The organism is Paenibacillus sp. NPDC057934 (assembly GCF_042887565.1).
In the GTDB taxonomy this organism is placed as follows: Bacteria; Bacillota; Bacilli; order Paenibacillales; family Paenibacillaceae; genus Paenibacillus_AQ.
Genome location: NZ_JBHVPB010000002.1, coordinates 1 through 26,369 on the forward strand (window position 1 = coordinate 1; position 26,369 = coordinate 26,369).

The window sequence follows — 26,369 nt, forward strand, 5'->3', positions numbered from 1 at the left end:
GGAAGCAATGGAAACGAGTGCGAACACGAATCCGTGAACTTCGGGCACTCGGGGTGCCGGAGTGGGCAGGATTGGCGATGGCAAACTCGCGGCGCATGTACGGTGGTGTGAGAGGACGGGGGCCCGCCGCCCCCTCCTACTCGATCACAAATGTACCTGTTTCCTAGAAATATTATTGAACCGTGTGGCTTCTCATTGTAAGCTTATGGAAAAGTGGCGGGGGGAATGTGTGGCATGTCTACAGAACCGACGACAAATCAAAGACAAGTCCGGACGCTTAATGTTGGGCCCAGAATTAGCAGGGAAAAAACCACAGTAAGGATCATGATTGTTAAATACTGCAAAGGACATGAACATTTGGGAGCCGGACGGTCCAAGGCAGAGGTAGAGGGGCAGGCGATATGCAGGGAATGCGGAGAGCTTCTAACCTATGCCTGGAAGCGGCTTGAACACTGCCGTTTCGGTGAAAATAAGACCACCTGCGGGCGCTGCCCAGTGCATTGCTATAAAGCAGATCAGCGCAGCGAGATCAAGACTGTCATGCGCTACGCTGGTCCGCGTATGATCTGGAGCCATCCACTAATCACCCTACGACATATGTTCGACGGAATGACTTCCTGACTTTTCCTGGCACGCATTCAATAGGGAAGCCGATTCATACGTCGGTTGCGTCCCTTTACCCGCTCCGGTAGCCAAAAGAACGCTAAGTACATACACAGAAACACAACGAACGCGAAGAGCTCTTCAACCAGCAGATAATAGGGATACGGGCCAAAGTAATCCAGAACAGAATACGTGCTTGGCTTTCGCATAAGGAACATGTAGTTGGACCCCAGCATAGAATTAGCGACCCAAACGCAAGCGGCGGTCAGATTCAGGCAGAGCATCGTGAAAGAAAGGGATTTCCAGCTTGGCTTGAACCCCTCAACCCACGTCATATACAAGGAAGACAGAATGATAGCCCCATGTGAGATGAAGAATAATAGGAAACGAAAGTGTGGGAAAGGATATACCAGGTTCGGTGTCAGCAGAGCAATCGACGCGCCGCCGATCCCGGCAAAATAAAGAAAGGCGTATAGTATCCGGCTACGGGTAAGCAGCATGATAGCTGACAACAGCACAGTAAGCCCACATAGCTCCAGGGGCAGCGAGGCGTCCGTTCTCCAGATTCCCTGTGAAATGTACCACCACTGAAGTCCAGCCTCCGAGGAGAGTAGAATAATGGCCAGCAGCAGACGAACGGACAGGCGCAGCCGACTCCGGGTGCGAAGAGCAAATCTGCCTCCGTACAGCAGCAGGCAAATAACGAGCACCGACGCCAGAGCCATCCAATGTGAGGCAGAAAACATGGAGAAGTCGGCATCGCGGCTGCGTCCAAAGAAAGAGGAATAACTCATAGGCAGCTCCTTGAGACGAAGTTTTTTTCTAGAAAGAAAAGTCTATTATAGTTTCATCATAGCCGATGTATGGGAGGTGGTGGAAGAGGAATGTGCAAATATTCTCATTTTCGGTCAGATATAGGAGCTAGTTCTGTTACAAGAGTTACAGCAGTAAGCGGACAGTTTCTGAAAATTCTTTGGTGTGTCGGCAAAGGTGATGCTATAATATTTTAAAATTCCAAGCTTTGGGGAGGGTTTAGAAATGTGGAAAGAATTTAAAAGCTTTGCCCTGAAAGGAAATGTGCTCGATCTTGCGGTCGCTGTCATTATCGGTGCAGCATTCGGGAAGATTGTCTCCTCCTTGGTGGAAGACATCATTATGCCTATTATCGGATTGATAATTGGTGGCATCAATCTAAGTGACCTGACCTTTACCTATGGGAATGCTGTTTTGAAATACGGAGTGTTCCTGCAGACCGTGGTGGATTTCTTCATTATTGCATTCTCGATCTTTATGGCTATTAAGCTGGCCAGCAAGTTCAAGAAGAAGGAAGCGGTTAAGGCGGAGGTTGCCGAGACCCCGGAACCGGCTCCGGAGGTGGAGCTGCTCACGGAAATTCGCGATTTGCTGAAGCAGCAGGAACGCGGTGTGTAAGTTCACTTACATAGGACAAGCGTCGAGAGTAACTCCTCGGCGCTTGTTTTTTGTTACTGTAAGGCGTCTTGATAATAAAAAGTTGTAAAGTTACGAAAAATAAGCTAATGTACAATTTATACTTGCTTTTTGCAGGGGTAAGTGTTAATTTTGTTGTAAGCAACAGCTTGATACTTCAAAATGAATAAGGTATCAATCCTTCAGGGCAGGGTGAAATTCCCTACCGGCGGTGATGTTGCTGCAAGTTAATCTTGCAGTGCTTAGTCCGCTACCCGGACCGTGCTACAGCGCGGACGGTGGACCCGGTGCAATTCCGGGACCGACAGTATAGTCTGGATGGAAGAAGGAGAGATTGGCGTTTGTCCGTTAATGGGCAGGCGTACTGAAGTGTACTTTAATATCATGTGCGTTATTTCACAATTCCGTTGTTTTTATAACGGCTATTTGCGCACAGTTTTATTGAAACTCTCAGTAAACTAACTCTCAACAACCCATCTAGTCTCCTCCTGGAGTCTGAGATGGGTTTTTTAGTTATGAGGCAGCGGATGCTGCATACAAGAAGTACGACTTACAGATCGGAGGACAGATGAAATGAATATCATGAATGACGAGTTTTACATGTCGCTTGCCCTGGACATGGCAGAACGCGCTCAAGGACAGACTGGAATCAATCCTGTTGTAGGCTGTGTTGTGGTGAAGGACGGGGCCATGATTGGGCTGGGTACGCATCTGCAACGCGGGACAGGCCACGCTGAGGTGCATGCACTGAATATGGCGGCCGGGAAAGCCGCGGGAAGCACTGCTTATGTTACGCTGGAGCCTTGCAGTCACTATGGCATTACGCCACCTTGCAGCCAGCGTCTAATCGACGAAGGCGTGGCACGGGTGGTGGTGGCTTGTGAAGACCCTAACCCGCAGGTAGCAGGACGGGGTGTTCAAATGCTGCGTGATCAGGGCATTGAAGTAGAAGTGGGATTGCTGCGCGAGCGAGCGCTTCGGTTGAATGAGAAGTTTATCAAGTATATTTTGACCAAACAACCCTTTGTCACTTTGAAAAGTGCCAGTACGCTGGACGGTAACCTTGCTACGAAAACAGGCGACAGCAAATGGATCTCTGGTGAGGCCGCACGGGAAATTGTACATACCTTGCGCCATCGCCACCAGGGCATTATGGTCGGGGTCAATACCGTGATCGCTGATAACCCGTCACTCACGACGCGGATGGCGGTTCCTGGCTTCAATCCGGTGCGGATCATTATTGACTCGGCTTTGCGAATTCCGCTGGACGCTGCAGTCGTTAGCGACGGGTTGGCTCCAACGATTATCGTGACTACAGGCTCGGCGGATGCCGCGAAGAAGGCTGTGCTGCAGGCAGCTGGCGTGCAGATTGTGGTCTGCGGCACAGGCCCACGTGTGGATCTATCGGCGGCTATGGTAGCTCTTGGCGAGATGGAGATTGGTTCCATTCTGCTGGAGGGCGGAGGCACACTGAACGGTGCGATGCTGGAGAGTGGTTTGGTAGATCGGGTAATGCTGTTCTTTGCTCCTAAGATTGTGGGCGGTGGTGCAGAAGCCAAAGGAACCTTCGTGTTCCCAGGTGTGGAGAAGATGGCCGAAGCCATTACGCTAGAAGGATTGGAAGTAGAAGTGCTCGGGGATAATGTCTGTATCAGCGGTACTCCGGTACGCTAACGCCTGAGGAGGGATAGTGATGTTCACAGGTTTAATCGAGGAAGTGGGCGTTCTGCGCAGCCTCTCCACTGGCGGTGAAATGATGGTGCTGAATATTGGCGCCTCCGTGATTATGGATGATCTGAAGATTGGCGATAGTATCGCGGTTAACGGGGTTTGCCTTACAGCAACCTCGCTGGGCGACAATTATTTTACGGCTGATGTGATGCCGCAGACTTTCCGGAACAGCAATTTGAAGGAGCTGCGAATCGGCAGCAAGGTCAATCTGGAACGGGCGATGGCAGCCGGGGGGCGGTTTGGCGGTCATATCGTGCAGGGTCACGTAGATGGCACCGGCACCTTCAAAAGCATCAAGCGGGACCAGAACGCAGTGGTGTTCGAGATTGCAGCAGACCGCAAGTCGCTGTACAAATACATCATTCCAAAGGGCTCTATCACGATTGATGGCATCAGTCTGACAGTAGTCACGGCAGGAACATCATCATTCACTGTGTCGGTTATCCCGCACACCTTGGGCGAGACGGTGCTTGGGCATAAACGGGCGGGAGATAGCGTGAACATCGAATGTGATGTGCTCGGCAAGTATGTGGACCATCTGTTGCGTTACGGATCTGCGGGACGAGAAGAGGAAGCAGAGGATATCAGCTCCGGCATAAGTCACGATTTCCTGGCAGCTAACGGATTTATTTAATACAAGATGAAGTGATTGCGAAACGATGAGGAGGATAGAATCATGAGCGAACAATCGAAACAGGAAGTAGTCCTGGATTCCATAGAATCAGCGATTTATGATTTGATGCGCGGTAAAGTGGTCATTGTTGTGGATGACGAGGACCGTGAGAATGAAGGAGACTTTATCGCCCTAGCGGAACGCGCGACCCCCGAAGTGATCAATTTCATGATTACCGAAGGACGCGGACTGGTGTGCCTGCCGATTACGGCGGAGCGGGCAGAAGAGCTGGATCTCAAGCCGATGGTCAGCCAAAATACGGATTTCCACGGTACGGCCTTTACGGTCTCAATCGACCATAAAGATACGACTACTGGCATTTCCGCAGCGGAGCGCTCCATGACGGTCAAAGCGATCATGGACCCCGATGCGAAGCCGTCCGATTTCCGCAGACCGGGTCATATGTTCCCACTTATTGCCAAAAAAGGTGGTGTGTTGCGCCGCTCGGGACACACTGAGGCTGCTGTTGATCTGGCCCAGATGAGCGGTGCATATCCGGCTGGTGTGATCTGCGAGATCATTAAGGAAGACGGCACTATGGCTCGTCTGCCGGATCTCATTGAGATTGCCCGCAAGCATGATCTGAGACTGATTAGCATCAAGGATCTTATTCACTACCGGAATGAGAAGGAGAAGCTGGTTACCCGTGAGGTGGCGGTGCGCATGCCAACCGATTTCGGTGAGTTCCAGACGATTGCTTACTCCAATGTAGTGGATGACAAGGAGCATATTGCACTGGTTAAAGGCGATATCTCCGGCGACGAGCCGGTGTTGGTACGTGTCCATTCCGAATGTTTGACCGGGGATGTCTTCCATTCCCACCGCTGCGATTGCGGCCCGCAATTCGAAGCTGCGTTGCGTCAGATTGATGCTGCCGGCAGAGGTGTCTTGCTCTACATGCGTCAGGAAGGCAGGGGTATTGGGCTGATCAATAAGCTGAAAGCCTACAAGCTGCAGGAAGAAGGACTCGACACCGTTGACGCCAACCTGAAGCTCGGCTTTCCGGCAGACCTTCGGGATTACGGCATCGGTGCCCAGATCCTGAAGGATCTCGGTTTACAACGAATCAAGCTGCTTACCAACAACCCACGCAAGATTAAGGGGCTGGAGGGGTATGGCTTGGAGATTGTGGAGCGTGTACCGATTCAGATGCCGGAGAATGAGGATAACACAAACTACCTGCACACGAAGCAGGCTAAACTTGGACATCTGCTGTCTTTTGACGACATTGAACAGAACGAGACCACTAAAGCTTAAACCGTTGATAGATGAATCAAATAAAGCAACAGGAATGATTGAAAGAATGAAGCGAACCTTATGATGTCAGCGGAAGTTTGTTCTAATTACCAAAACTCGTTAAATATAATTTCCAATAACTTACTAATGAAGGGTTGATGAATAATATGCCGAATTATTTTGAGGGACATTTAGTATCCGAAGGGTTAAGATATGGAGTTGTTGTAGGACGTTTTAATGAATTCATTACCAGTAAACTGCTGTCCGGCGCACTAGATGCCTTCAAGCGTCATGGCGTGGGTGATGACGAAGTGGATGTAGCCTGGGTTCCCGGGGTGTTCGAAATTCCACTGATTGCGCAAAAAATGGCCGAAAGCGGCAAATATGATGCTGTGATTACGCTAGGTACAGTAATTCGCGGCTCTACAACACACTACGATTATGTGTGCAATGAAGTGGCTAAGGGTGTGGCGGCGATCAACCTCAAGACAGGCGTACCGACCATCTTCGGCGTAGTAACGACCGAAAATATCGAGCAGGCCATTGAGCGCTCCGGAACCAAAGCAGGCAACAAGGGCTGGGATGCTGCGACGGCAGCCATTGAAATGGCGAATCTGAACAAACTACTCAAATAACACCTATTGACGAATCTACTAAAATCGTGCTTATTTATATGTATAAGAAGAAAGCATGAATGATATGAATCTTTCTACTTGTGTAGCGTCCTTGCGGCGCTGCACTTTACTTTTTTTTGGCGGGAGGAAGCCGCGTGACTGTATTGTACAAGCTGGAATCGTTTGAGGGTCCGCTGGATCTGCTCTTGCATTTGATTGATAAGGCGGAAATCGACATCCAGGACATTCCGGTCAGCGAGATCACCGAACAGTACATGGAATACCTGCAGACCATGCAGGAGCTTGAACTGGACATTACCAGCGAATTTCTCGTTATGGCAGCCACCTTGTTATCTATTAAAAGCAAGCTGCTGCTGCCGAAGCCTCCGGTCATCGAAATCGATGACTTTGAATATTACGAGGATGATGATCTTGATCCACGGGCCGAACTCGTACAGCGGCTGGTGGAATACCGCAAGTTCAAGAGTATTGCGGTCCAATTGATGGATATGGAAAGCGAGCGGAGCTTGATCTTCACGAAGGAGCCGGAAGATCTGGGGCCTTTCGTTCCGACCCAGCAAGATCATCCGCTTAAGGGATTACATACCGCCGACCTGATTGCGGCGTTCCGCAAAGCACTCAGTAAAGCTGCTAGAAGATCTTCCTATCAGCGAATCACAAGGGACGAGATATCAGTGAAGGACCGGATACGGGATGTGTCCGATGCGCTGCGGCGGGGTGGCCGGGGCCACAAGCTGCGCTTTTCGGCTCTGCTGGATGACGAGATGGCAAGACATGAGATCGTGGTGACTTTTCTAGCGATTCTGGAGTTAATGAAGATGAAGGCGATCTATTGCTATCAAGAGAAATTGTTCGAAGACATCGTGATGGAGTGGAGAGGAGGAGAACAATTAGATGAACTACAAGGAACTGAAATCAGTTATTGAGGGCCTGCTCTTTCTGTCCGGGGATGAAGGTTTGTCTGTGCGACAAATTGCCGAGATTACAGAGCAGCGTCCGGATCTCACCGTACGAGCGCTAGATGAACTGAAGGACGATTATAGCACGCAGGAACGCGGCCTTCAGGTCGTGCAGATCGCCGGGAATTACCGGCTGGCCACACTGCCTGCCCATGCGCCATACTTCGAGCGACTGGCTTACTCACCGTCCCGCGCATCCTTGTCCCAGGCAGCGCTGGAGACGTTGGCGATTGTCGCCTACCGTCAGCCGATCACACGTGTGGAGATTGAAGAGATCCGCGGCGTGAAGTCGGAACGGGCTATTCATACACTGAATAATAAGGATCTGATTCATGAGGTCGGACGGGCTGAGGCCGTGGGCCGGCCCATTCTGTATGGAACGACAAAGTCCTTCTTGGACAGCTTTGGGCTGGCAAGCCTGAAGGAATTGCCGGAACCATCCAGCTTCGAGAGTCCGGAAAGCCTGGAAGAGGAGACACAACTGTTGTTCAGTAAGCTGGACAGCCAAATGACCTTCGAGGAAATCGGATAGCTGCAACTTGTATTGTCTATAGATAGTGTTACAACCTAGACCGTTGTCCCATTTGGGGCAACGGTTTTTTCATGAATTCAGTTATTGACTATAGAATTTACGCTTTGTCCCTTTAATGAGACAAATTGACATAAATGAGCGGGCACCATTATAATTTTTAAGCATACTATTTCTATATGAATATTAATAGATAGAGGGTTGAGGGTTGATTTGGATGAAAAACATTCCCACAGCGATTGATCTGATCGGCAATACCCCGTTAATTGAAGTCCATTGTTTTGATGTGGGGCAGTCTAGACTGTTCCTCAAGCTGGAAAATCAGAATCCTGGCGGGTCCATTAAGGACCGGATTGGTCTGTCCATGATTGAGGATGCAGAGCGGAAGGGGCTGATCAAGCCCGGAGACACTCTGGTCGAAGCTACAGCGGGAAATACGGGGCTGGGGTTGGCACTGGCCGCTATAACGAAGGGATACAAGCTGATTCTTGTAATCCCTGACAAGATGAGCACTGAGAAGGTGAACCATCTCCGGGCACTCGGGGTGGACATCATTCTTACCCGCTCCGATGTGGAGAAAGGCCATCCTGATTACTATCAGGATTATGCCAAGCGAATTGCGGAGGAGACACCAGGCAGCTATTTTGTTAACCAGTTTAATAACCCCGCCAACCCGCTCGCCCATGAGCAAACAACCGGGCCAGAAATTTGGGAACAGACCGGGCATGATGTGGATGCCATCGTTGTAGGTGTCGGCTCGGCAGGTACGCTGAAAGGACTGACTGATTATTTTCGCAGGGTAAAGCCGGATTTGGAAATTGTGCTCGCTGATCCGGAAGGGTCCATCCTCGTCGATGTTGTGGAGGGCAATCCTCTGTCTCAGCCTGGAAGCTGGCTGGTAGAAGGGATCGGGGAGGATTTTATCCCTCCTCAGTTCGATCAAACACTGATCAGCAAGGCGTATCATGTCACCGATGAAGAAAGCTTTGCAGCTGCTCGTACTCTGTTGCGTCAGGAAGGGGTTTTGGGCGGCTCCTCCACCGGGACACTAATCAGTGCTGCTGTGAAATATGCACGGGAACAGAATGAGCCCAAAAACATTGTTACATTTGTCTGCGACAGCGGAAATAAGTACCTCACCAAGATGTTTAATGACTTCTGGATGATGGACCGGGGACTGATCCGCAAGAAGCAAAGTGGAGGGATTTCAGATCTGGTTACCCGCAAGTACTCGGAGCGTAGTGTAATTACGGTTAAGCCAGAGGATACGCTTTTGAATGCCCACGCCAAAATGAGTCTGTATGAGATCTCGCAGATTCCAGTGCTTGAAGATGGGACAGTCGTGGGCATTATTGATGAATGGGATATCTTGGCGGCTACAGAAAGCCGTAATGAGCTTGCTTTCAAAGACCAGGTTGGACAGTATATGTCTATCAATGTTGCAGCCGTTTCGATCGAAGATAATCTAGCTCAGGTAATTTCTATTCTGAAAGAAGGTCTGCTCGTTATCGTCATTAAAGAGGGAGCGTTCTACGGGGTCATCACCAAGAGTGATTACATTCATTATTTGCGCCGCAAACTATTATAAGAAGCAGGAGATGAATAGGATATGAGCCACTACGGATTTTCCACCAGAGCCATTCACGCCGGACAGGAGCCTGACCCTACGACCGGGGCGGTGATTACACCCATTTATGCCACTTCCACTTTTGCCCAGGAATCTCCCGGTAAGCATAAAGGCTACGATTATTCCAGAAGCGGTAATCCAACGAGAACAGCGCTGGAGACTTGTGTTGCTGCTCTTGAGGAAGGAGAAGTCGGATTTGCCTTTGCTTCAGGACTTGCCGCTGAGTCAGCTATTATTGATACTCTTCCGCGGGGATCACATATTATCGTGACCGATGATCTCTATGGAGGTACATTTCGCCTGCTCGACAAGGTGAAGAAGGATGCGCTAGAGCTGGAGATCTCGTATGTCGATTTATCCAATCCCGAGAACATTGAAGAGCACGTTCGTAACAATACTCGTCTAATCTGGGTGGAAACACCGACCAATCCTTTATTGAAAATAGTTGATTTGCGAAAAATCGCTGCCATTGCTGCGAAGCATAAGCTTATCAGCGTATGCGACAATACATTCCCCTCTCCCTATCTTCAGCAACCGCTGAGGCTGGGCTTTGACCTTGTTGTACATTCCGCCACCAAATATTTGAACGGGCATTCCGATGTGATCGCAGGTATCGTTGTGGCGAAACAGAATGATGATGTAGCGCAGCGGGTTGCTTTTTTGCAAAATGCTACCGGTTCCCCGCTCTCACCATTTGATGCTTTTCTGCTGCTTAGAGGCATTAAGACCCTATCGGTACGGATGGAGGCTCATTGCCGCAATGCCCTCGCCATTGCCGAATTTCTGGAGCGTCATCCAAAGGTCGAGAAGGTGATCTATCCCGGACTGAAGGCAAGTCCGTATCATGAGACGGCTAAAGGACAAATGCGTGGCTTCGGCGGCATGGTGACCTTTTTGGTCAAAGGAGGCGCGGAGGAAACAGCCACAGTCGTCCAGCAGACAAAGCTGTTCACCTTGGCGGAAAGCCTGGGCGGTGTCGAAAGCCTGATCGAAGTTCCGGCAATTATGACCCATGCTTCGATTCCCCAAGAGACCCGGGAGCAAATAGGAATTTACGACAATCTGATTCGTCTGTCCGTGGGCATTGAAGATACGGATGATCTGATTGCTGATCTGCAGGCTGCTCTTGAGCACGTGTAACGAATAGAACCTTCCTTTGAACGTTTTGTTTTCCTGTGACGCACGGTTTATTCAGCCTTTGGGGCTGGAATGAACCGTGCTTTTTGCTTTGATTAGGTGGAACGGATGATATTTTTGGACTGCACCGAATTTTTTCCAACCTTCCTTCCCATACTAAACCAATAGTTCCCATGATTAAGGATGCCTGGAGGTTAATTCGTGACATTATGGATCGCAGTTCCGATTGTCTTGTTGCTTCTTGTGATTGTACTGATCCTGTCCTCCTCCCTCCATTTTCATTTCCGGCTGTGCAGGGTGGGCAAGGATGACAGAGTGGAGCTTGACGTGACCACTTTATTTGGACTTTTAAAGCATCATTTTGAGCTTCCCAAGGTGATCTATGCGGGGATTGAGCGGGGAGTCCGGGTAAAGCTGGAGCAAAGTGGTATTGCACCCGTCAGAAGTGAGCAGGACAAAGAAGGGGATATCGACAAGGAGACCGTGGACAATTGGCTGGATTCGGTCAAAAAGGTGCTGAAAGCGACCCGTTACTTTAAAAAATGGTTCAAGGACACAGCCTCCCATGTTCATATAACCAAATTAGACTGGTCCACGGATTTCTCGCTGGAGGATGCGGCATTGACAGCTACAGCTGCAGGTGCGCTATGGGGCCTCAAATGGGGCTTAGCCGGCTGGCTGTCGCAGTGGATGAGAATGGAGCAAGGACCGCGGCTTTTTGTAAAACCCGTCTTTGAGGATAACTTTAGCTTTTCTTCAGAACTGGTCTGTACAGGAAAAGTGTCTATCGCTTATATGCTCTATGCTGCGATAGGGCTAATGCGCCGAATCTCGAAGGAAACGGGTGGTCTGCGGCAGTGGAGGGCATTGCTTAGCAAATCCCGTGCAGCCAAGGGGCATCATTCTTCCTGAGACGATACTGGTTTACATACAAACGGGCGATGATGGGGATGATATCGCTGTAGAATGATGACTTTTCCCAGAAGCCAAAGGAGGACATGAAAATGAGTGATCATCCCATTCAAGGTCTAATGCAGACTGCTATGGAAAATATCAAAGGTATGGTTGATGTCAATACGATTGTAGGCGATGCAGTAGAAACACCGGATGGTAGCGTGATCTTGCCTATCAGTAAGGTAGCATTTGGCTTTGCCGCAGGTGGTAGTGATTACCGTGTCGAAGACGACGGCTCATCAGGCAGTGTGACCGGATCGCAAGCGGGAGTCAAGCTGCTGCCTTTTGGTGGCGGTAGCGGTGGCGGGGTATCTATCCGGCCAATTGCTTTTCTCGTTGTAGGCAAGGGCGGGGTGCATATCGTTCCGCTGGATAATCAAACTCATCTGTTTGAAAAAATCATCGATGCTACCCCTGGGCTGATCGACAAAATCCAGTCCGCGTTTCAGTACAATGGCTCTGTCGCTACGACAACAACTGAAAAAACCGTAACCAAGAGCGACACTACGCCATCGACCCATTAAATATCACATCTATTGTAAGATAACTCATCAAGCTTGGCTGAATCAGGGAGATCGCCTTATCGGCGGTGTCCCTTTTTTTGGAATAAGGAGAGTTGCAACCAGGATGAGAGGGCTTCAATGAGGATTTTCAAAGAAGGATAAGCCGGGTTGAAGGACATACCTTCCCGCCTGTCCGCATACACTTGTACTATATAAGCGCTAAGAAGCCGGAGGATAAACATGAAGACAATAAACCGTATATGCTCAGTTGCTTTAATAGTATGCCTTGTGGCGCTTCTGGCGCCCTTGCCGTCACTCCGGGCGGAGCATAGCTCCATTTCTACACATGCCAGGGCGGCGGCACTGATTGATGTGGAGTCCGGGCGTATTCTGTATAGCAGCCACGGCGACGAGCCGATGCTGATTGCCAGCCTGACAAAGATCATGACGGCGATCGTGGCGATAGAGAACGGGGAATTAAGCGATAAGGTGAAGGTCGGCAAGAACGCTTTTGCCAAGGAAGGGTCTTCATTGTTCCTGAAAAATGGCGAAGAGATGACCCTGGAAAATATGCTTTACGGCTTGATGCTGCGCTCTGGTAACGATGCGGCGACCGCTATTGCTGAGCATGTGGGAGGTTCGGAGGAAGGCTTCGTGTACCTGATGAACACCAAGGCGGAGGAACTGGGGCTGAAGCACTCCCATTTTGCCAATCCACACGGACTGGATGCCGAAGGGCATTACTCCAGTGCTAATGATTTGGCCAGGCTGACCGCGTACGCGATGCATAATCCTGTATTCAAGCAGATCGTTAAGACTGAAGTGAAGACTGCAGATAATCCTTATGAGAAGTGGGACTACAAGTGGCTCAACAAAAATAAAATGCTGCGCCTGTATGAAGGGGCGGATGGGGTAAAGACCGGCTATACGAAAAAAGCGCTGCGTTGCTTAGTCAGCTCCGCTACCCGAGGCGGGCAGCAGCTCGTCGCAGTGACACTGAACGATGGGAATGACTGGAATGATCACGCTGCGCTGCTTGATTTTGGCTTCAAGCGTTATCCGCTTAAAACCGTCGTAGAACGCGGAGAAAAGATCAAGGGGCAAGAATATGTAACTGGGCAGGATTTTGCGTATCCATTCAGCTCTGGGGAAGAGGCGAGAATGGTTACTAAGCTGATACTGAACGAGCCTGCAACAGCAACAGCAACCCCAAAAACTGCTCGAAGTACAGATTTTGGACTGCGCGGTGTGTTGGTCCTCCAATTGGGCGGGCAAGAGATAGGCCGGATTCCGGTCTATCAACCTGGCACACTACCTCCCGAGCAGACACCGTATGCGAAGAAATTCAACTCGGCTCTGGCCGCGGAGTATCCGGCGCATACCTGGATCGAAGCCATTGGCAGTGCGCTGCGAGCGTTGTTTGGCCGGGTCCATCACGAATAGGGGGAAGCTGAAAGTGGGAGAGGGAGGGCTTATCCATGATTAATGGAATCTGGCTGGGGATGATCGTCATTGGCTTTTTGTTTGCAGCGGTCAATGGCCGCATGGATGAATTTACGGCAGCGGTATTTGATGGGGCGAAAAATGGGGTTACCGTAAGCTTCGGCTTAATCAGCGTGCTGGTGTTCTGGCTGGGCATTATGCGGATTGCAGAAGACGCCGGGCTATTGAAAAAAATCGCTAAGGTGCTTGGCCCTGTCGTGGCCTTTCTATTCCCCGATGTGCCCAAAGGTCATCCGGCCATCGGCTATATTCTCTCCAACATGAGCGCGAATCTGCTCGGTCTTGGCAATGCTGCGACCCCGATGGGCATCAAGGCGATGCAGGAGTTGCAGAGTCTCAACCCGGATAAGGACACGGCCACGCCTGCCATGTGTACCTTGCTGGCTCTGAATACGGCCAGCATCACACTGATCCCGGCGACACTGATCGCGATCCGGCTCAACTATGGCTCGACTGATCCGGCAGGGATCGTCGGCACGACGCTCGCCGCAACGGCGGTAGCTACTCTGGCCGCTATCGTGGCTGACCGGATGTTCAGGCGGCTAACCCTGATGCGCAAGCCGCCCAAACCGCCTGCCCAAGGGACGAATAAGTCCATTCGCGGGAGTAGAACGCTTCCTCATTCCTCATTGAAAGGGTGAACGTGTCGTGCTGCATTTTATCAGCCTTATCTCGGCTTGGGCGATTCCGGTTCTGATCACGTTCATACCGCTGTACGCCTTCTCACGTAAAGTTCCCGTCTATGAGTCTTTTGTAGAAGGCGCCAAAGACGGCTTCAGCACCGCCATCAGCATCATCCCGCATCTGGTCGGGATGATGGTTGCCATCAGTGTATTCCGCGCTTCTGGAGCGCTCGATTACCTGATGAGCTTCGTGGCTCCCTTGATGCAGGGGCTGGGGGTGCCGTCTGAAGTGCTGCCACTAGGTCTCCTGCGTCCGCTGACCGGGACCGGGTCGCTGGCTTATACCACCGACCTGATCCGTGTACACGGCCCGGATTCGCTGATCGGTATGATTGCCTCCACCATTCAGGGCAGCACGGATACCACATTGTACGTGCTGACCGTCTACTTTGGGGCCGTCGGAGTCCGCAACGGCCGCTACGCTCTTAAGGTGGGTCTCTTCTCCGATGTCGTCGGTTTCGTGGCTGCCATTGCTATTTGTCTGCTCTTATTCGGATAATGGAGTATCCAAGCAGCATTGGCCTAAAGGATGAGGCGAGCGAGGTACGAGCAGCATGGTGATGGGCAGGATAGTTGGAGTCTCCAGTAAGACCCTTTGAACAACATGGGAGGGACTCTCTCGCTCAGCGGAAAACGGCGGGGATGGCAACTTTAGTAGTACAGGCGACCAAGTGAAAGTTTGGGTTTACTGATTCACTGAACTTGTGTGTCAGCTCCACATTGTGTACGTTACATCATTTCCTAGGTCAGTTCTCGGTCCGAATCTCTTCGTATTCCCATACCCGTAATCCCCCTTTTACCAAGTACAAGATATTCACCGCAAGAGTGTCACCAGGCCTCCCTTCTGGGCATATGCTATTGCAGCAATGTGTGGAGGGAGAGATTCTGCGGATGACATACAAAGGCTTTATTCTACATCATTCCCGATGCCCGTCAATTAACGGCAAAGGCTTCGACTTTTGGATCGGGCAAGACGGGTCCATTTATGCGGCCCCGCTACTCACCGATCCAGAATATATTCATCTTTGTCTGGAAGGGGATTACAGCACAGCCGAAACTTCACCGGAGCCACAGCGCAGAAAGGACCAGCTGTTTGCCACAGGCAAACTGATTCTGGAGCTGACTTCGCGCTACCGAATGACCCCACTTCTTATCGAACCCCATAGTAATTCTTGTCCGGGTGCATTTTTTCCGTGGAATGAACTTGTGATTTATCCCTCGGGTGGTTATCATTAGTCTGAGGTGACTAGTCGAAAATGGAAAGATTACAGAAAGTTTTGGCACAAGCTGGCGTTGCATCCAGACGCAAGTGCGAGGAATTGATTTTGGCCGGTAAAGTAGAGGTTAACGGGGAACTCGTAACCACACTGGGTACGAAGGTGGACCCCGCCCAAGATATTATTAAGGTCTCCGGCAAGGAAATCCGGGGCGAGAATAAAATCTATATTATGTTTAACAAGCCCAAGGGCGTAATCACAAGCGCTTCTGATCCCAAAGGCCGCAAGGTCGTTACGGATTATTTGAAGGGCATCAACGAGCGGGTATACCCTGTTGGCCGCCTGGACTACGATACGGAGGGATTGCTGCTGCTGACCAATGACGGTGAATTCGCCAATCTGCTGACGCATCCCAAGCATCATGTTCCCAAGACGTACCTGGCCACGGTCAAGGGTGTACCACATGGTAGCGCGTTGGACAAGCTGAAGTCGGGCATCAAACTTGAGGATGGCATGACTGCTCCGGCAGAAGTCGAGTACAAGGACATTGATGAAGCTAACAAAGAAGCGGTAATTAGCATCACGATCCACGAAGGACGCAACCGGCAAGTTCGCCGGATGTTCGAGGCTGTGTCTCACCCCGTTACCCGTTTGAAACGGATTTCGTTCGGGGATATTTTGCTGCAGAATCTCAAACGCGGCTCTTATCGCCATTTGACTAAGGATGAAATCAATCATCTGCAGCAAATTGCCAAAAGTGGATTGCTCAAGTCAAAAACACCACGCAAGGACACATAAAGTTCACAATTTGGCGCCCTAAAGTTGTGACAATATTCGTTATAATGTTCATAGGATGTTCACACCTAACAACTAAAGTAACGAATTGCGTCACAGAAGGGGGCTTCATGTGTGGGCAAAGCTAGAAAACCGGTTCAGATTGTAATTTTATTACTGGTAGTCCTGCTTGGCGGCTATGCCATCGCTACCTCCGTATTTGGAGGGGACGGGAAACCCAAGGAAGGTAGCAAGGCGCCAGCCTTTGACCTGTTGGGCTTGGACGGCAAAGCCCATACGCTGGATGAGTACAAAGGTAAGGCTGTCGTGCTGAATTTCTGGGGTTCCTGGTGCGCGCCATGCGTGAAGGAAATGCCAGCTCTCCAGGCGCAGTGGGAGAAATGGAAGGATCAAGGCGTTGTTGTCGTAGGCGTAAATGTAGGCGAAGACCAAATGACTGTGGAAAACTTTGTGAAGATGGTAAACATCAATTTTCCGATTGTTATGGACCCGGGGCGGGATGCAGTACGCAGCTACGGGATTTCGCCGATGCCTACGACTTTTTTCATTAATAAAAAGGGCAAGGTGGACAGTATTCATATCGGTCAGCTTGATCTGGATACGCTGGATTCACAAATCGGGAAGTTGGTGGGCCCATGAGTGGACGGACGCCGCTAATTACCAACACCAAATGCGAATGTGGTCATCAGAACCCGGTAGGCACAGTCCTCTGCGAAGCCTGCGGCAAGCCGCTGGACGAAGCGGGGAATTCCAGTGAAAACCTTGAAATGCGTTATGACGGTGTGGCCCGCCGTTCACAGCGTTCCAACCCGAATGTTATCGACCTCGTTTGGAATTTTTTTTCATCTGTCAAAATCGCCATCTATCTGATCGTTCTGACGCTGCTTGGCTCCATGCTGGGAACTATCTTTCCACAGGAGAGTACCTTTCTCAATATTGATGCTTCAACGTATTACAAGGAACAATACGGAACTGCAGGACAGATCTATTACAAGCTTGGACTATCCCGTACCTATGAATCTTGGTGGTTCGTTCTGCTGTTAGTAATGATCGGTGCCTCGCTCGTGATTTGTAGCCTTGACCGCGTGCTTCCACTTTATAAAGCGCTAACAAGACAGAAAATCCGCAAACACCGGCAGTTCCTGACTCGGCAAAAGGTCGTGCTGGTCACGGAGATGCAGGAGGAGCCGGAGGCCTGGGTTGGCCGGATAGCTCAACCCCTAAAGAAGCGAGGCTATCGTGTCATCACGGAGGGCGGGGCGTTACTCGCCGAGAAACACCGCTTCAGCCGCTGGGGGCCATACGTCATACATATCGGCCTGATTATTTTTTTACTTGCCGTATTGGCGAGAGGGTTGCCGGGTCTAAACATGGATCAGCATCTTGCCTTTCCGCAAGGGGAGGTCACACCAATCCCAGATACGACCTATTATTTGAAGAATGAGAAATTTACCGTAGAATTCTACACCGAAGCTGAAATGCCAGAAGAATTCCGGGGCAAAAAAGTGCTGCCCAAGCTGTACGAAACCAAAGCCGTCCTGTACGAGTGTACAGCAGATTGCGAAGATCCGACTCGTACACCGCAGCTAAAAGAAGTGGCCGCACATGATATTCAGGTCAACTCTCCTTTGAGCTACAATGGTTTGAAAGCGTATCAGTTTGATTACGATCTCACCCCTGTCTTGCGTTCAGTACAGCCTGAACTTAAGGATAAGCGGACTGGGGAAGCGTACGGCAAATTCAAGCTGGAGATGAAGAATCCGCAGCGCAGTTTCGAAGCAGGACCTTATACACTTGCCCTGAAGGAGAAGTACATGGATTTTGGACTGAACGAGAGTGGGCAGCCAGTCTCCAAAACGCCATATCCCAATGCACCGGCGTTTCTCTTCCTGATCAAGGGACCGGGCTTACCGGCAGATGGTCAACAGTACTTCTATTTCCCTAAGCAGGTTGACAAGGTGCAGTTCCAGCAGGCGGGCATCAACGACAAGCTAGGTGGGGCAGATCGTTTCTTGGAGCTTGAAGTCAGCAGCATGCAGGATGTCGATTTCTCCGAATCTACGGCATACCTGAATATGCGTGTGGACCGGGCAATGCCTTTTGTATGGGTAGGTGCGGGTATAGTGATGTTGGGCCTTGTACTGGGCTTCTACTGGCAGCATAGACGTATCTGGCTGACCGCCCAGGACGGAGAACTTATCCTTGGAGGACATACGAATAAGAACTGGTTCGGATTTCGCCGTGAGATTGTATCCATTCTGGAGAAGGTAGACATGGTAGTGGATGAAAAATCATTGGACAACGGGGGAGGTCAAGCATGAGCTTACTCGATTTCAGCAGTGATGTCTTTATAGCCGCCTTTTTCTTATACAGCGGTTCGTTCATGCTATTCACGATTGCCATTATGGGCCGGAAATGGTCCGGTCGCAAACCGGAGGAACACACCGCCCGCTGGGGCCGAATTGCTTTTATCGGCTCTTCACTGGGGCTCTTATGCCACATGGCCTATTTCTTTACCCGCTGGGCGGGGGCAGGTCATATCCCAGTTAGTAACATGTATGAATTCATGACCTTCCTGTCGATGATGGTGATGGTCGCATTTACCGTGATATTTGCTATTTACCGTAAAATCTTGCTGGGATTGTTCGCAGTTCCTATCTCCATTATTATTATGGCCTATGCTGCTGTGTTCCCGCAGGAGGTTCAGCCGCTGATCCCTTCGCTGAAATCTATCTACCTGAACATCCACGTTACGCTGGCTGCTCTGGGAGAGTCGTTCTTTGCTGTCGGTTTTGCAGCGGGACTGATGTATCTGCTGCGCACCGTTAACTTCACTAGCAAGGAGAAGAATGACCGTAAGCAGCAACGTCTTGTTGAGTTTACCTTATTCTCTATTATTGTCATCATAGCCTTTCTAGGGTCGGTTTTCGCGTTCCGGGGAGCCGGATACGAATCGATTTTTGTCCGCGAGAACGTTACGATTGACAGCCCTGGGCAGGAAGATAGTACAATAGAGAGAGTGAGTTATAAAATGCCGCCGATTGTGGCACCTTACCATAGCGAAATTGAGAGCTTCCAGCCCTTCCTGGGCATAAAAAAACCGTTGTTCGAAGCGCCTTCATGGATGAATGGCGTGAACGCGGGACGGAAGTTTAATACTGTAATCTGGTCGCTCCTTTCTGGGCTAATTCTCTACGGGTTGATTCGACTGATTGTCCGTAAACCACTGGGGGCAGCCCTGCATCCCGCAATGGACGGCATCGACGCCGATGATCTTGATGAGATTACTTACCGGGCCATAGCGATAGGCTTCCCGATTTTTACACTGGGGGCTTTGATTTTTGCAATGATATGGGCTCAAGTGGCTTGGGGAAGATTCTGGGGTTGGGACCCCAAAGAGGTCTGGGCTCTTGTCACCTGGCTATTTTATAGCGCCTATCTCCATTTACGGCTTGCTCGCGGATGGCAGGGACGCAAGTCCGCATGGCTCGCTGTACTCGGCTTTTTGGTCGTAATGTTTACCCTGGTTGGCGTTAATCTGGTCATCGCCGGACTTCATTCCTATGCAGGAACGGATTAAACGGTAAGTAAATCTGCCGAAACAGCCGATAGTAAGGGTAACGTTCTACTGTATTTGATGAAGGGGTTGTTGTGAAATGGCAGATCATTTGAACAGAATTCTGGTCGTGGATGACGAAGAACGTATCCGCCGCCTGCTTAAGATGTATCTCGAAAAAGAAGGTTATGAAATTGACGAGGCGGAGGATGGCGAGATCGCCCTTCGCAAAGCAACAGCCAATGATTACGGGCTGATTCTGCTGGATGTAATGCTGCCCGGCATTGACGGGATTGAAGTTCTGACTAGACTTCGCGGCGTTAAATCGACACCGGTGTTAATGCTTACCGCCAAGGGCGAGGAGATCAACCGGGTGCAGGGCTTCGAGATGGGTGCAGACGACTATGTCGTCAAGCCGTTCAGCCCGCGTGAAGTCATCTACCGGGTAAAGGCGATTATGCGCCGGTCCTCGGCTACAGCTTTTCTATCCAAGGAGAGTAATTCCAGCAACAACATTGTATTCCCGCATCTCATTATTGAGCATGATGCACACCGTGTAACTGCTGGTGGCCAGGAAGTCAGCCTGACCCCTAAGGAATACGAACTGCTGCATTACCTGGCAATTTCACCAGATAAAGTGTTCTCGCGTGAAGAACTGCTCAAGGATGTCTGGAATTATGAATTTTTCGGAGATTTGCGCACCGTGGACACGCATGTGAAACGTCTCCGTGAGAAATTGAATAAAGTATCGCCGGAATCCGCAAGTATGATCACGACCGTATGGGGAGTGGGCTACAAACTTGAGGTACCTAAATAGGTGAACTTCTGGAGAAGCCTTGTCGGCAAGCTGTGGGTCACGATCATCTGTCTGGTTGCTGTCGTACTGATGACACTGGGACTGTTCCTGTTGCCTTATATCGACAGTAATTTTGCCAATTCCGGGGCGATCAAGCGCTTATTTATGTACACATGCATGATTGGGTTTTCTCTGACGACGTTCTTTGCCTTGTTTCTGTTCACTAAGATAACACAGCCGATGCAGCAGGTGATCGAGGCCGCTAACAACATTCGCAAAGGCGAATATGGAACCCGGCTGACCCTTGTCACCAGTGATGAAATCGGGCAACTCGCCACCTCTTTCAACCATATGGCGGCGGAGCTGGAAGAAAATATTCGCAGTCTGAATCATGAGAAGGGCCATCTGTCCAGTGTTCTACGCAGCATGAGTGATGCAGTGGTTACATTTGACATTGAAGGCCACATTATTCTGACTAATCCACATGGACAATCCTTGCTGGAGACTTGGCGTAATCTGGAGTGGGAGCAAGAAGCTGATCCCGAGCCGGGTGAAGAGATCATCAGCAAGGGAGAGGTTCCGTTACCGCTTCGTCCGCTCTTTCTGAGTACATTACAGGAAGGGGGCGACCAGCGCTCTAACGTGCATGTCCGGCAGGGTGTGTGGTCTGTACATATGGCCCCGCTATATTCCGAGAACCATATTCGTGGTGCTGTAGCGGTACTGCGTGATGTGACCGAAGAGGTCAAGCTGGAGAAAATGCGGCGTGACTTCGTGGCTAATGTATCGCATGAGATTCGCACTCCGTTGTCTATGATGCAGGGGTACAGTGAAGCACTGCTTGACGGTATGGCCTCTTCACCCGAGGAGAGCAGCGAACTGATTCAGGTCATTCATGATGAATCGCTGCGCATGGGCCGGCTCGTGAAGGATCTGCTGGATCTGGCGCGAATGGAAGCTGGGCATACAGATATGCTGAAGGCTCAGGTCGATATGAGTGAATTGCTAGAACGGGTCTACCGTAAGTTCTCTGTAAGGGCCAAGGAACGTGGCATTGATCTGCAATACAGGAAGTTAAGTGAAGAACTGTTGCTGAAGGCTGCCGATGAGGATAAGCTGGAGCAAGTACTCACGAACCTGCTGGACAATGCTTTCCGCCATACGCCTGCCGGGAAAAAGATTCTGATCGTCGCGGGGCAATCCGTACAGGAGAGCCGCCGTTATGTTGAGATCGAGATCCGGGACGAAGGCGTAGGCATTCCGCCGGATGACCTTCCGTATATCTTCGAACGGTTCTACAAGGCTGACAAAGCTCGTGTCCGCGGGGAATCTGGGGGAACGGGGCTTGGTCTCGCCATTGTTAAGAATATCGTCGAATCGCATCATGGTCATATTTCGGCTGCGAGCAAATTGAGTGAAGGAACGACCTTTACACTGCGCTTACCTGTCGAAAAACAGTAATTCTAAACAAAGCCTGACAGCACCTCTGATTTAGGAGGTGCTTTTTTGTTGAAAGGAACCGATTAATCTTGTTCATCGTGGAACAAAACACAGCTATACAGCCCCTTATCGTCTTCAGTAACACCTTTAACAGATAAATGAGTAAACCCCTAAGACCGGGGAGAAGAGCCTCCTAGAATCGGTTTTGGACAGGCTTATGGGGTATAGAAAAAGAAGCATTCCTCAGCAGTATACTGCTGTTGGAATGCTTCTTTTGTAAACTTATATTTAGTAGGCTTAGTATTCTATCACAACTGCAATATTCTGCATGCCTCCACCGACAGTCCAGAATAATACTTTATCACCGCGTTCGATTTGTCCGGTAGATACAGCCTTATGTAGAGCAACAAATGGACTGCTGGTCGAAGTATAACCAAATTCATCCCCAACATACACGGCTACGCTGCTATCAATACCGACTTTTTCCGCAACACTGAGTATATTGGGAAGAGACAACTGCGAGAAGCAGGCTGCTTTAATGGATTCCGGAGCGATGTCTGAATCAGCAAACAATGTTTTGATCGATTCGACAGCTGCTTCTACACAGATGGAATCATCAAAGGGGGTGAATTCTACATTAAATTCACCAGGAGCGACGCCCTTCGTTCCCAATTTGGCTAAGCCTTCAGCAGGGAAGACGGAATTGTACAGCACGCAGGTATCCGTTTGGTAGATAGAATCGATTAATCCAACAGCATTCTCATCACGCTCTAGGATGATCGCTGCGGCAGCATCGCCGAATCCGGCATAATATACCGGGTTATTGCGGTCGGTGTGTGGGAGGATATGATCGGACCCAATCACCAGTGCACGGCGAATACGGGGATTCGCCATCATCTGTCTACTGACCTGTTCGAAGGCTGCTGTCATACCTATGCAGTTTGCATTGCTGTCGATGCAAATAGTGCGGGAAGCGCCATTAATCAAACGGTGCATGATCACCGAGTTGGTCGGGATAATATATTCCGGCGTTTGGCTGGAGAAGGCGATAAGATCGATATCTTCGCCTGTAAGTCCCGCTTGTTCCAGCACATTGCTGGCTGCCTCAAATCCCATAGTCAGTGCATTCTCGTCCTCATTATCAATACTGTAGCGGGTTTCACGACCCAATGCCGCCAGAAGTCCACGAATCTCTATTCCTCTATCGTCAAAATGCTTGATGTAGAAATCATTACCGATTTTGTTACTCGGATGATAGATAGCGATGTCTCTGATGCGTATGCCGGCCATTGAATTGCCCCCTTATTAGTGATGAGCTGATGGATCGTTGCATGAGCAGGTAAGATACAGGCTGAATATGAAGTTGTGTGTCTTATGCAGTAACTGTAGAGATAATTTCTAGGTTATCCAGACCCGCTTTACGGCCCAGACGCGCTAATTGCATTTTAAGAATTGGGTTGTTCTCAAGAGTCAGCTTCACTTTGACAAAGCCATCCTTCTGGATCATGATGAAGCATCCCTCCAGCAGAGGTACAACATTAGGAGCGGTAACGTTAAGCTTTCTGCAATCAAAGTGCAGCTCATAGTCTGCTGGAGTGATCGGGTTAATCGTTTGCTGGTAAGCCTGAATGGACTTGATACCATCCTCTTCAGAGAACGTGCCATCCAAATCGATATTGATAACTTTCTTAACCGAATCTGTCTTCAAAATAAATTTACCCATTCGTTTCATCGCTCCTATAAATTAGTGTTATCCAAAAACTTCGATTCCGTATTTTCGGCAATCGATACTATACTTATTTTTGGGATAATTTAACTATATTAATAGCATATGATTGATAGAATTACAATGAGAAAGTCGAAAAATGTAAATTTTTGAATTTTACAGATATTACTTCACTTCTTCTAGAACTTCGAGCAACACGTTAAAGGCGCTGATTACACGCGGAGCTCCTAGAGCAGGCACCAAATGAAGCAGAACACCCTTAAGCTGCTCTTCAGTGACACCTACACTTAGCGCCATTACATAATGGACGCCTAGTTGTTCGTATTGTCCCATCGCAATCAATGCGGAGATCACGGCAACTTCTTTCCAGTCATCACCGATCGTGTTGCGCTGGAAAATGTCACCGTAGGCGGCGCCCATAATGTATTCAGCCAGATCTGGAAAATGGTCTTTAATAGGAGCCAAGGCTTTGGCTCCATACTCTCCTGATAAGTTAGCAAAGTGGTTCAGACCACTATTGATATTTTTGTCCAAATTGTCGCTCATAAATTGGCCCCCTGATTAAAGATTCACTACACGGTGTGCTGTAGGTGGTACTTCGTCACGGTCTGTCAACAGTTCGATTACGGCTACCTTGTTCAAGGCTACTGCATCTGCGATCGCAGCGGAGAATTGATCCAAAGTTTCACAGCGATATCCGGTTGCTCCAAGCGATTCGCCGAACTTCACCGCGTCCATTGGGACTTCGAATAGGGTTCCGTCAATTCGGCCCGTAGTCTTCTCCATACCCTTTAGTGCCATATCCAGCTGCATGTTGTTGACAACGATAAAAATAACCGGGATATCCTTACATGCTGCTGTATTAATCTCAGCGCCCAGCATCATAAAGCACCCATCGCCAGTCACACAGAAGATCGTTTCATCCGGTGATGCAACCTTGGCGCCGATAGCCATGCCAATTGCGTTACCCATGCAGGCAAAATAGGCATCGAACACAAAACTGCCCGGTTTTTTAACGTTATACCATTTAACGGCATTAAAGCCATGGCTTCCATCATCCACGAACACCGTGTTGTTGTATGGAATAAAATCACTCATCACGCTCATAACTGAAGCGAGGGAGAGGCCTGGAAGCTCAGGCAGTTCTTCCCGATAGTTAAAACTTGGAGTATTATGTTTGGTCACAGAATCTCTATCCAGGTGTTCAAGATAATACACAAGATTATCACGCAGATCCCCGGAGACCGGTATAGTTTTGGAGGTTAGAATTTTGCCTACAAACGTAGGGTCGCTATCAAACTGAATTAATGTTTCTGGATGATTCTCGCGTTTGAGATTACAGATGGTCATATCGCTCAGGCGGGAGCCCAGCACGATATACAAATCACTATGATTTAGCATGTCATCGCCATGCGTACATCCGCCGACACCGACAGGACCGTGATAGAGCGGGTGATCCCAAGGAATAGCACCTTTGCCACCAGGAGAGGTCACGACAGGGATGTTGAATGTTTCAGCCAGTTCGATCAGCTCTTTATGAGCCCCGGAACGGTTAACACCTTTACCGGCAATAATTAGCGGATTCTCAGCATTGTTGATAGCGTTGATTACACGGTCAAAATTGGAGATGCTGACGAGCGATTCACGCTCTGGATAAACTACCGGGAATTCTTCCAGCAGTTCAGTCTGAACGTCGAACGGCAAGCAAAGATGAACGGGACCACGGGTACCGCCCAGAGCAATAGAGATAGCATGATTGAAAATGGTGCTCAAGTTATCGCCACGTTCTACAAGTTTGCTGAACAGGGTAGCCGGTTTGAACATATCAGCTAGATCAGCCAGATATGAGGAAGAATCCTGACATTGCGGAATACCTAGTTCTTTTATGGATTGATGCCCTGTAATAAATAGTACCGGAAGGTTATTCGCCTTGGCATGGGCCGCTGCAGTAAGCAGGTTCGTGCCTCCGGGACCGGATGTTCCGAAAGCAACGCCTAGTCCGCCAGTCTTGAGTGCATAGCCTGCGGCTTCAAAGCCGGAACTGGATTCATGTCTTCCAGGAATAAACTCAATACCGTAATCCACCATCTTCAGAACTAAGGGACAAATGGATTTACCAATAATACCAAATGAATGGGTTACTCCGAGGTTACGTAGTGCCTCCGCCATATAATCTGCGACTGTCTTCAAAAAAAACACCTCTCAAGTAAATGAATTGGGTTAAGTAAAAGATAATTATATTATCGTTCTGGTAGTGCCAAATGATTAGAACGATACTAACGGGTACAAAGAAACAACAAAACCTGTGCTCGAATAATGGAGCACAGGTTGGTAGCAAAAAACCGCCACTCAGACCGCAAAATTAAGTCGATCTTCCTGGTTTTTACTGCAACCTGGCAGTCATGGCCCCGAAAAAATGAGGCTGTAGATCCATGGCTTTGCGTCATTCCTTTTCAGGAATTTTGCCCATATAAATTTTATAACTAATTATAAGAATAATTTTCCTTTACATTATATTCCTAGCTCGTCTTTGTCAATATATTTTACACAAACGAACTCGGAATTTGACGAAAAATATGAAAGAAAGTAGGAATTTAGTTTTAATTTAAAATGTATC

At 49.4% G+C, this 26,369-nt stretch carries 27 protein-coding genes and 2 riboswitches; of the genes, 22 read left to right on the forward strand and 5 right to left on the reverse strand.

Translation table 11 applies throughout. The annotated features are described in order from the left end of the window. Positions 1 to 234: 234 nt before the first annotated feature. On the forward strand, positions 235 to 621 hold the full coding sequence (locus tag ACFVRY_RS04485) for a nitrous oxide-stimulated promoter family protein (protein WP_387497779.1): 387 nt from the start codon (positions 235 to 237) through the stop codon (positions 619 to 621). Positions 622 to 638: 17 nt separating this feature from the next. Here the strand turns inward: ACFVRY_RS04485 and ACFVRY_RS04490 are convergent, their stop codons facing one another. Beyond that, the gene (locus ACFVRY_RS04490; RefSeq protein ID WP_387497781.1) at positions 639 to 1,397 is read right to left on the reverse strand and encodes a YwaF family protein; all 759 of its coding nucleotides are present in this window, start codon (positions 1,395 to 1,397) and stop codon (positions 639 to 641) included. A 244-nt stretch (positions 1,398 to 1,641) separates the two neighbouring features. Between ACFVRY_RS04490 and mscL the strand changes: the two genes are divergently transcribed. The 21 genes from mscL to ACFVRY_RS04595 all read left to right on the forward strand — a co-directional run bounded on the left by mscL (position 1,642) and on the right by ACFVRY_RS04595 (position 22,047). Continuing rightward, entirely contained in the window at positions 1,642 to 2,034 is a 393-nt protein-coding gene (gene mscL / locus ACFVRY_RS04495; RefSeq protein ID WP_387497783.1) for a large conductance mechanosensitive channel protein MscL, read from the forward strand. Between the two features lie 192 nt (positions 2,035 to 2,226). Beyond that, a riboswitch (FMN riboswitch) is annotated at positions 2,227 to 2,386 on the forward strand. 239 nt (positions 2,387 to 2,625) lie between these two features. Next, positions 2,626 to 3,726, forward strand: a complete 1,101-nt coding sequence (gene ribD / locus ACFVRY_RS04500; RefSeq protein ID WP_387497785.1) for a bifunctional diaminohydroxyphosphoribosylaminopyrimidine deaminase/5-amino-6-(5-phosphoribosylamino)uracil reductase RibD — start codon at positions 2,626 to 2,628, stop codon at positions 3,724 to 3,726. Between the two features lie 19 nt (positions 3,727 to 3,745). Then, on the forward strand, positions 3,746 to 4,417 hold the full coding sequence (locus ACFVRY_RS04505) for a riboflavin synthase (RefSeq protein ID WP_387497787.1): 672 nt from the start codon (positions 3,746 to 3,748) through the stop codon (positions 4,415 to 4,417). 42 nt (positions 4,418 to 4,459) lie between these two features. Further along, positions 4,460 to 5,713, forward strand: a complete 1,254-nt coding sequence (locus tag ACFVRY_RS04510) for a bifunctional 3,4-dihydroxy-2-butanone-4-phosphate synthase/GTP cyclohydrolase II (RefSeq protein WP_387497789.1) — start codon at positions 4,460 to 4,462, stop codon at positions 5,711 to 5,713. Between the two features lie 146 nt (positions 5,714 to 5,859). Continuing rightward, positions 5,860 to 6,327: a 6,7-dimethyl-8-ribityllumazine synthase gene (ribH, locus tag ACFVRY_RS04515; protein WP_387498783.1), complete on the forward strand. Its 468-nt coding sequence runs from the start codon at positions 5,860 to 5,862 to the stop codon at positions 6,325 to 6,327. A 134-nt stretch (positions 6,328 to 6,461) separates the two neighbouring features. Continuing rightward, positions 6,462 to 7,253 (forward strand): segregation and condensation protein A, encoded by a 792-nt coding sequence (locus tag ACFVRY_RS04520; RefSeq protein ID WP_066363439.1) that lies wholly within the window; start codon positions 6,462 to 6,464, stop codon positions 7,251 to 7,253. Beyond that, positions 7,222 to 7,818, forward strand: a complete 597-nt coding sequence (gene scpB / locus ACFVRY_RS04525; protein ID WP_387497792.1) for an SMC-Scp complex subunit ScpB — start codon at positions 7,222 to 7,224, stop codon at positions 7,816 to 7,818. Before ACFVRY_RS04520 ends, scpB begins: the two co-directional genes overlap by 32 nt. A 214-nt stretch (positions 7,819 to 8,032) precedes the next feature. Continuing rightward, a complete protein-coding gene (locus ACFVRY_RS04530) occupies positions 8,033 to 9,403 on the forward strand; it encodes a pyridoxal-phosphate dependent enzyme (protein ID WP_387497794.1) in 1,371 nt (456 codons plus the stop codon). Between the two features lie 21 nt (positions 9,404 to 9,424). Next, on the forward strand, positions 9,425 to 10,582 hold the full coding sequence (locus ACFVRY_RS04535) for a cystathionine gamma-synthase (RefSeq protein WP_387497796.1): 1,158 nt from the start codon (positions 9,425 to 9,427) through the stop codon (positions 10,580 to 10,582). A 198-nt stretch (positions 10,583 to 10,780) separates the two neighbouring features. Beyond that, a complete protein-coding gene (locus ACFVRY_RS04540; protein ID WP_387497798.1) occupies positions 10,781 to 11,491 on the forward strand; it encodes a DUF2953 domain-containing protein in 711 nt (236 codons plus the stop codon). 92 nt (positions 11,492 to 11,583) lie between these two features. Next, a complete protein-coding gene (ytfJ, locus tag ACFVRY_RS04545) occupies positions 11,584 to 12,057 on the forward strand; it encodes a GerW family sporulation protein (protein ID WP_387497800.1) in 474 nt (157 codons plus the stop codon). A 219-nt stretch (positions 12,058 to 12,276) separates the two neighbouring features. Further along, positions 12,277 to 13,479 carry a D-alanyl-D-alanine carboxypeptidase family protein gene (locus ACFVRY_RS04550; protein WP_387497802.1) on the forward strand — a complete coding sequence of 401 codons (1,203 nt, stop codon included), beginning with the start codon at positions 12,277 to 12,279 and terminating at the stop codon, positions 13,477 to 13,479. 35 nt (positions 13,480 to 13,514) lie between these two features. Next, on the forward strand, positions 13,515 to 14,180 hold the full coding sequence (locus ACFVRY_RS04555; protein ID WP_387497804.1) for a nucleoside recognition domain-containing protein: 666 nt from the start codon (positions 13,515 to 13,517) through the stop codon (positions 14,178 to 14,180). A gap of 7 nt (positions 14,181 to 14,187) precedes the next feature. Then, positions 14,188 to 14,721 carry a spore maturation protein gene (locus ACFVRY_RS04560; RefSeq protein WP_387497806.1) on the forward strand — a complete coding sequence of 178 codons (534 nt, stop codon included), beginning with the start codon at positions 14,188 to 14,190 and terminating at the stop codon, positions 14,719 to 14,721. Between the two features lie 392 nt (positions 14,722 to 15,113). Further along, positions 15,114 to 15,458, forward strand: a complete 345-nt coding sequence (locus ACFVRY_RS04565) for an N-acetylmuramoyl-L-alanine amidase (RefSeq protein WP_387497808.1) — start codon at positions 15,114 to 15,116, stop codon at positions 15,456 to 15,458. 20 nt (positions 15,459 to 15,478) lie between these two features. Next, positions 15,479 to 16,237, forward strand: a complete 759-nt coding sequence (locus tag ACFVRY_RS04570) for a pseudouridine synthase (protein ID WP_066363425.1) — start codon at positions 15,479 to 15,481, stop codon at positions 16,235 to 16,237. Between the two features lie 111 nt (positions 16,238 to 16,348). Then, a complete protein-coding gene (gene resA / locus ACFVRY_RS04575; protein ID WP_387497810.1) occupies positions 16,349 to 16,873 on the forward strand; it encodes a thiol-disulfide oxidoreductase ResA in 525 nt (174 codons plus the stop codon). Continuing rightward, a complete protein-coding gene (gene resB / locus ACFVRY_RS04580) occupies positions 16,870 to 18,555 on the forward strand; it encodes a cytochrome c biogenesis protein ResB (protein WP_387497812.1) in 1,686 nt (561 codons plus the stop codon). The genes resA and resB overlap by 4 nt, the downstream gene beginning before the upstream one ends. Beyond that, entirely contained in the window at positions 18,552 to 19,814 is a 1,263-nt protein-coding gene (ccsA, locus tag ACFVRY_RS04585) for a cytochrome c biogenesis protein CcsA (protein WP_387497814.1), read from the forward strand. Before resB ends, ccsA begins: the two co-directional genes overlap by 4 nt. A 76-nt stretch (positions 19,815 to 19,890) precedes the next feature. Continuing rightward, positions 19,891 to 20,607, forward strand: coding sequence for a response regulator transcription factor (locus tag ACFVRY_RS04590; protein WP_066363404.1), 717 nt, complete (start codon positions 19,891 to 19,893; stop codon positions 20,605 to 20,607). After that, positions 20,608 to 22,047 carry an ATP-binding protein gene (locus ACFVRY_RS04595; protein ID WP_387497816.1) on the forward strand — a complete coding sequence of 480 codons (1,440 nt, stop codon included), beginning with the start codon at positions 20,608 to 20,610 and terminating at the stop codon, positions 22,045 to 22,047. A 276-nt stretch (positions 22,048 to 22,323) separates the two neighbouring features. Here the strand turns inward: ACFVRY_RS04595 and ACFVRY_RS04600 are convergent, their stop codons facing one another. The 4 genes from ACFVRY_RS04600 to ACFVRY_RS04615 all read right to left on the reverse strand — a co-directional run bounded on the left by ACFVRY_RS04600 (position 22,324) and on the right by ACFVRY_RS04615 (position 25,951). Beyond that, positions 22,324 to 23,316, reverse strand: a complete 993-nt coding sequence (locus ACFVRY_RS04600) for a 3-oxoacyl-[acyl-carrier-protein] synthase III C-terminal domain-containing protein (protein ID WP_387497818.1) — start codon at positions 23,314 to 23,316, stop codon at positions 22,324 to 22,326. Between the two features lie 82 nt (positions 23,317 to 23,398). Next, positions 23,399 to 23,749, reverse strand: coding sequence for a hypothetical protein (locus tag ACFVRY_RS04605; RefSeq protein ID WP_387497820.1), 351 nt, complete (start codon positions 23,747 to 23,749; stop codon positions 23,399 to 23,401). A gap of 168 nt (positions 23,750 to 23,917) precedes the next feature. Then, the gene (locus ACFVRY_RS04610) at positions 23,918 to 24,298 is read right to left on the reverse strand and encodes a carboxymuconolactone decarboxylase family protein (protein WP_387497822.1); all 381 of its coding nucleotides are present in this window, start codon (positions 24,296 to 24,298) and stop codon (positions 23,918 to 23,920) included. Positions 24,299 to 24,313: 15 nt separating this feature from the next. Continuing rightward, positions 24,314 to 25,951, reverse strand: a complete 1,638-nt coding sequence (locus ACFVRY_RS04615) for a thiamine pyrophosphate-binding protein (RefSeq protein WP_387497824.1) — start codon at positions 25,949 to 25,951, stop codon at positions 24,314 to 24,316. 185 nt (positions 25,952 to 26,136) lie between these two features. Beyond that, positions 26,137 to 26,229: riboswitch (cyclic di-GMP riboswitch) on the reverse strand. Positions 26,230 to 26,369: the final 140 nt, after the last annotated feature.

Coding starts and splice junctions, on each gene's coding strand:
- ACFVRY_RS04485 (WP_387497779.1), top strand. CDS start 235: ATGTCTACAGAACCGACGACAAATCAAAGACAAGTCCGGACGCTTAAT.
- ACFVRY_RS04490 (WP_387497781.1), bottom strand. CDS start 1,397: ATGAGTTATTCCTCTTTCTTTGGACGCAGCCGCGATGCCGACTTCTCC.
- mscL (WP_387497783.1), top strand. CDS start 1,642: ATGTGGAAAGAATTTAAAAGCTTTGCCCTGAAAGGAAATGTGCTCGAT.
- ribD (WP_387497785.1), top strand. CDS start 2,626: ATGAATATCATGAATGACGAGTTTTACATGTCGCTTGCCCTGGACATG.
- ACFVRY_RS04505 (WP_387497787.1), top strand. CDS start 3,746: ATGTTCACAGGTTTAATCGAGGAAGTGGGCGTTCTGCGCAGCCTCTCC.
- ACFVRY_RS04510 (WP_387497789.1), top strand. CDS start 4,460: ATGAGCGAACAATCGAAACAGGAAGTAGTCCTGGATTCCATAGAATCA.
- ribH (WP_387498783.1), top strand. CDS start 5,860: ATGCCGAATTATTTTGAGGGACATTTAGTATCCGAAGGGTTAAGATAT.
- scpB (WP_387497792.1), top strand. CDS start 7,222: ATGAACTACAAGGAACTGAAATCAGTTATTGAGGGCCTGCTCTTTCTG.
- ACFVRY_RS04530 (WP_387497794.1), top strand. CDS start 8,033: ATGAAAAACATTCCCACAGCGATTGATCTGATCGGCAATACCCCGTTA.
- ACFVRY_RS04535 (WP_387497796.1), top strand. CDS start 9,425: ATGAGCCACTACGGATTTTCCACCAGAGCCATTCACGCCGGACAGGAG.
- ytfJ (WP_387497800.1), top strand. CDS start 11,584: ATGAGTGATCATCCCATTCAAGGTCTAATGCAGACTGCTATGGAAAAT.
- ACFVRY_RS04550 (WP_387497802.1), top strand. CDS start 12,277: ATGAAGACAATAAACCGTATATGCTCAGTTGCTTTAATAGTATGCCTT.
- ACFVRY_RS04555 (WP_387497804.1), top strand. CDS start 13,515: ATGATTAATGGAATCTGGCTGGGGATGATCGTCATTGGCTTTTTGTTT.
- ACFVRY_RS04565 (WP_387497808.1), top strand. CDS start 15,114: ATGACATACAAAGGCTTTATTCTACATCATTCCCGATGCCCGTCAATT.
- ACFVRY_RS04570 (WP_066363425.1), top strand. CDS start 15,479: ATGGAAAGATTACAGAAAGTTTTGGCACAAGCTGGCGTTGCATCCAGA.
- resB (WP_387497812.1), top strand. CDS start 16,870: ATGAGTGGACGGACGCCGCTAATTACCAACACCAAATGCGAATGTGGT.
- ccsA (WP_387497814.1), top strand. CDS start 18,552: ATGAGCTTACTCGATTTCAGCAGTGATGTCTTTATAGCCGCCTTTTTC.
- ACFVRY_RS04590 (WP_066363404.1), top strand. CDS start 19,891: ATGGCAGATCATTTGAACAGAATTCTGGTCGTGGATGACGAAGAACGT.
- ACFVRY_RS04600 (WP_387497818.1), bottom strand. CDS start 23,316: ATGGCCGGCATACGCATCAGAGACATCGCTATCTATCATCCGAGTAAC.
- ACFVRY_RS04605 (WP_387497820.1), bottom strand. CDS start 23,749: ATGGGTAAATTTATTTTGAAGACAGATTCGGTTAAGAAAGTTATCAAT.
- ACFVRY_RS04610 (WP_387497822.1), bottom strand. CDS start 24,298: ATGAGCGACAATTTGGACAAAAATATCAATAGTGGTCTGAACCACTTT.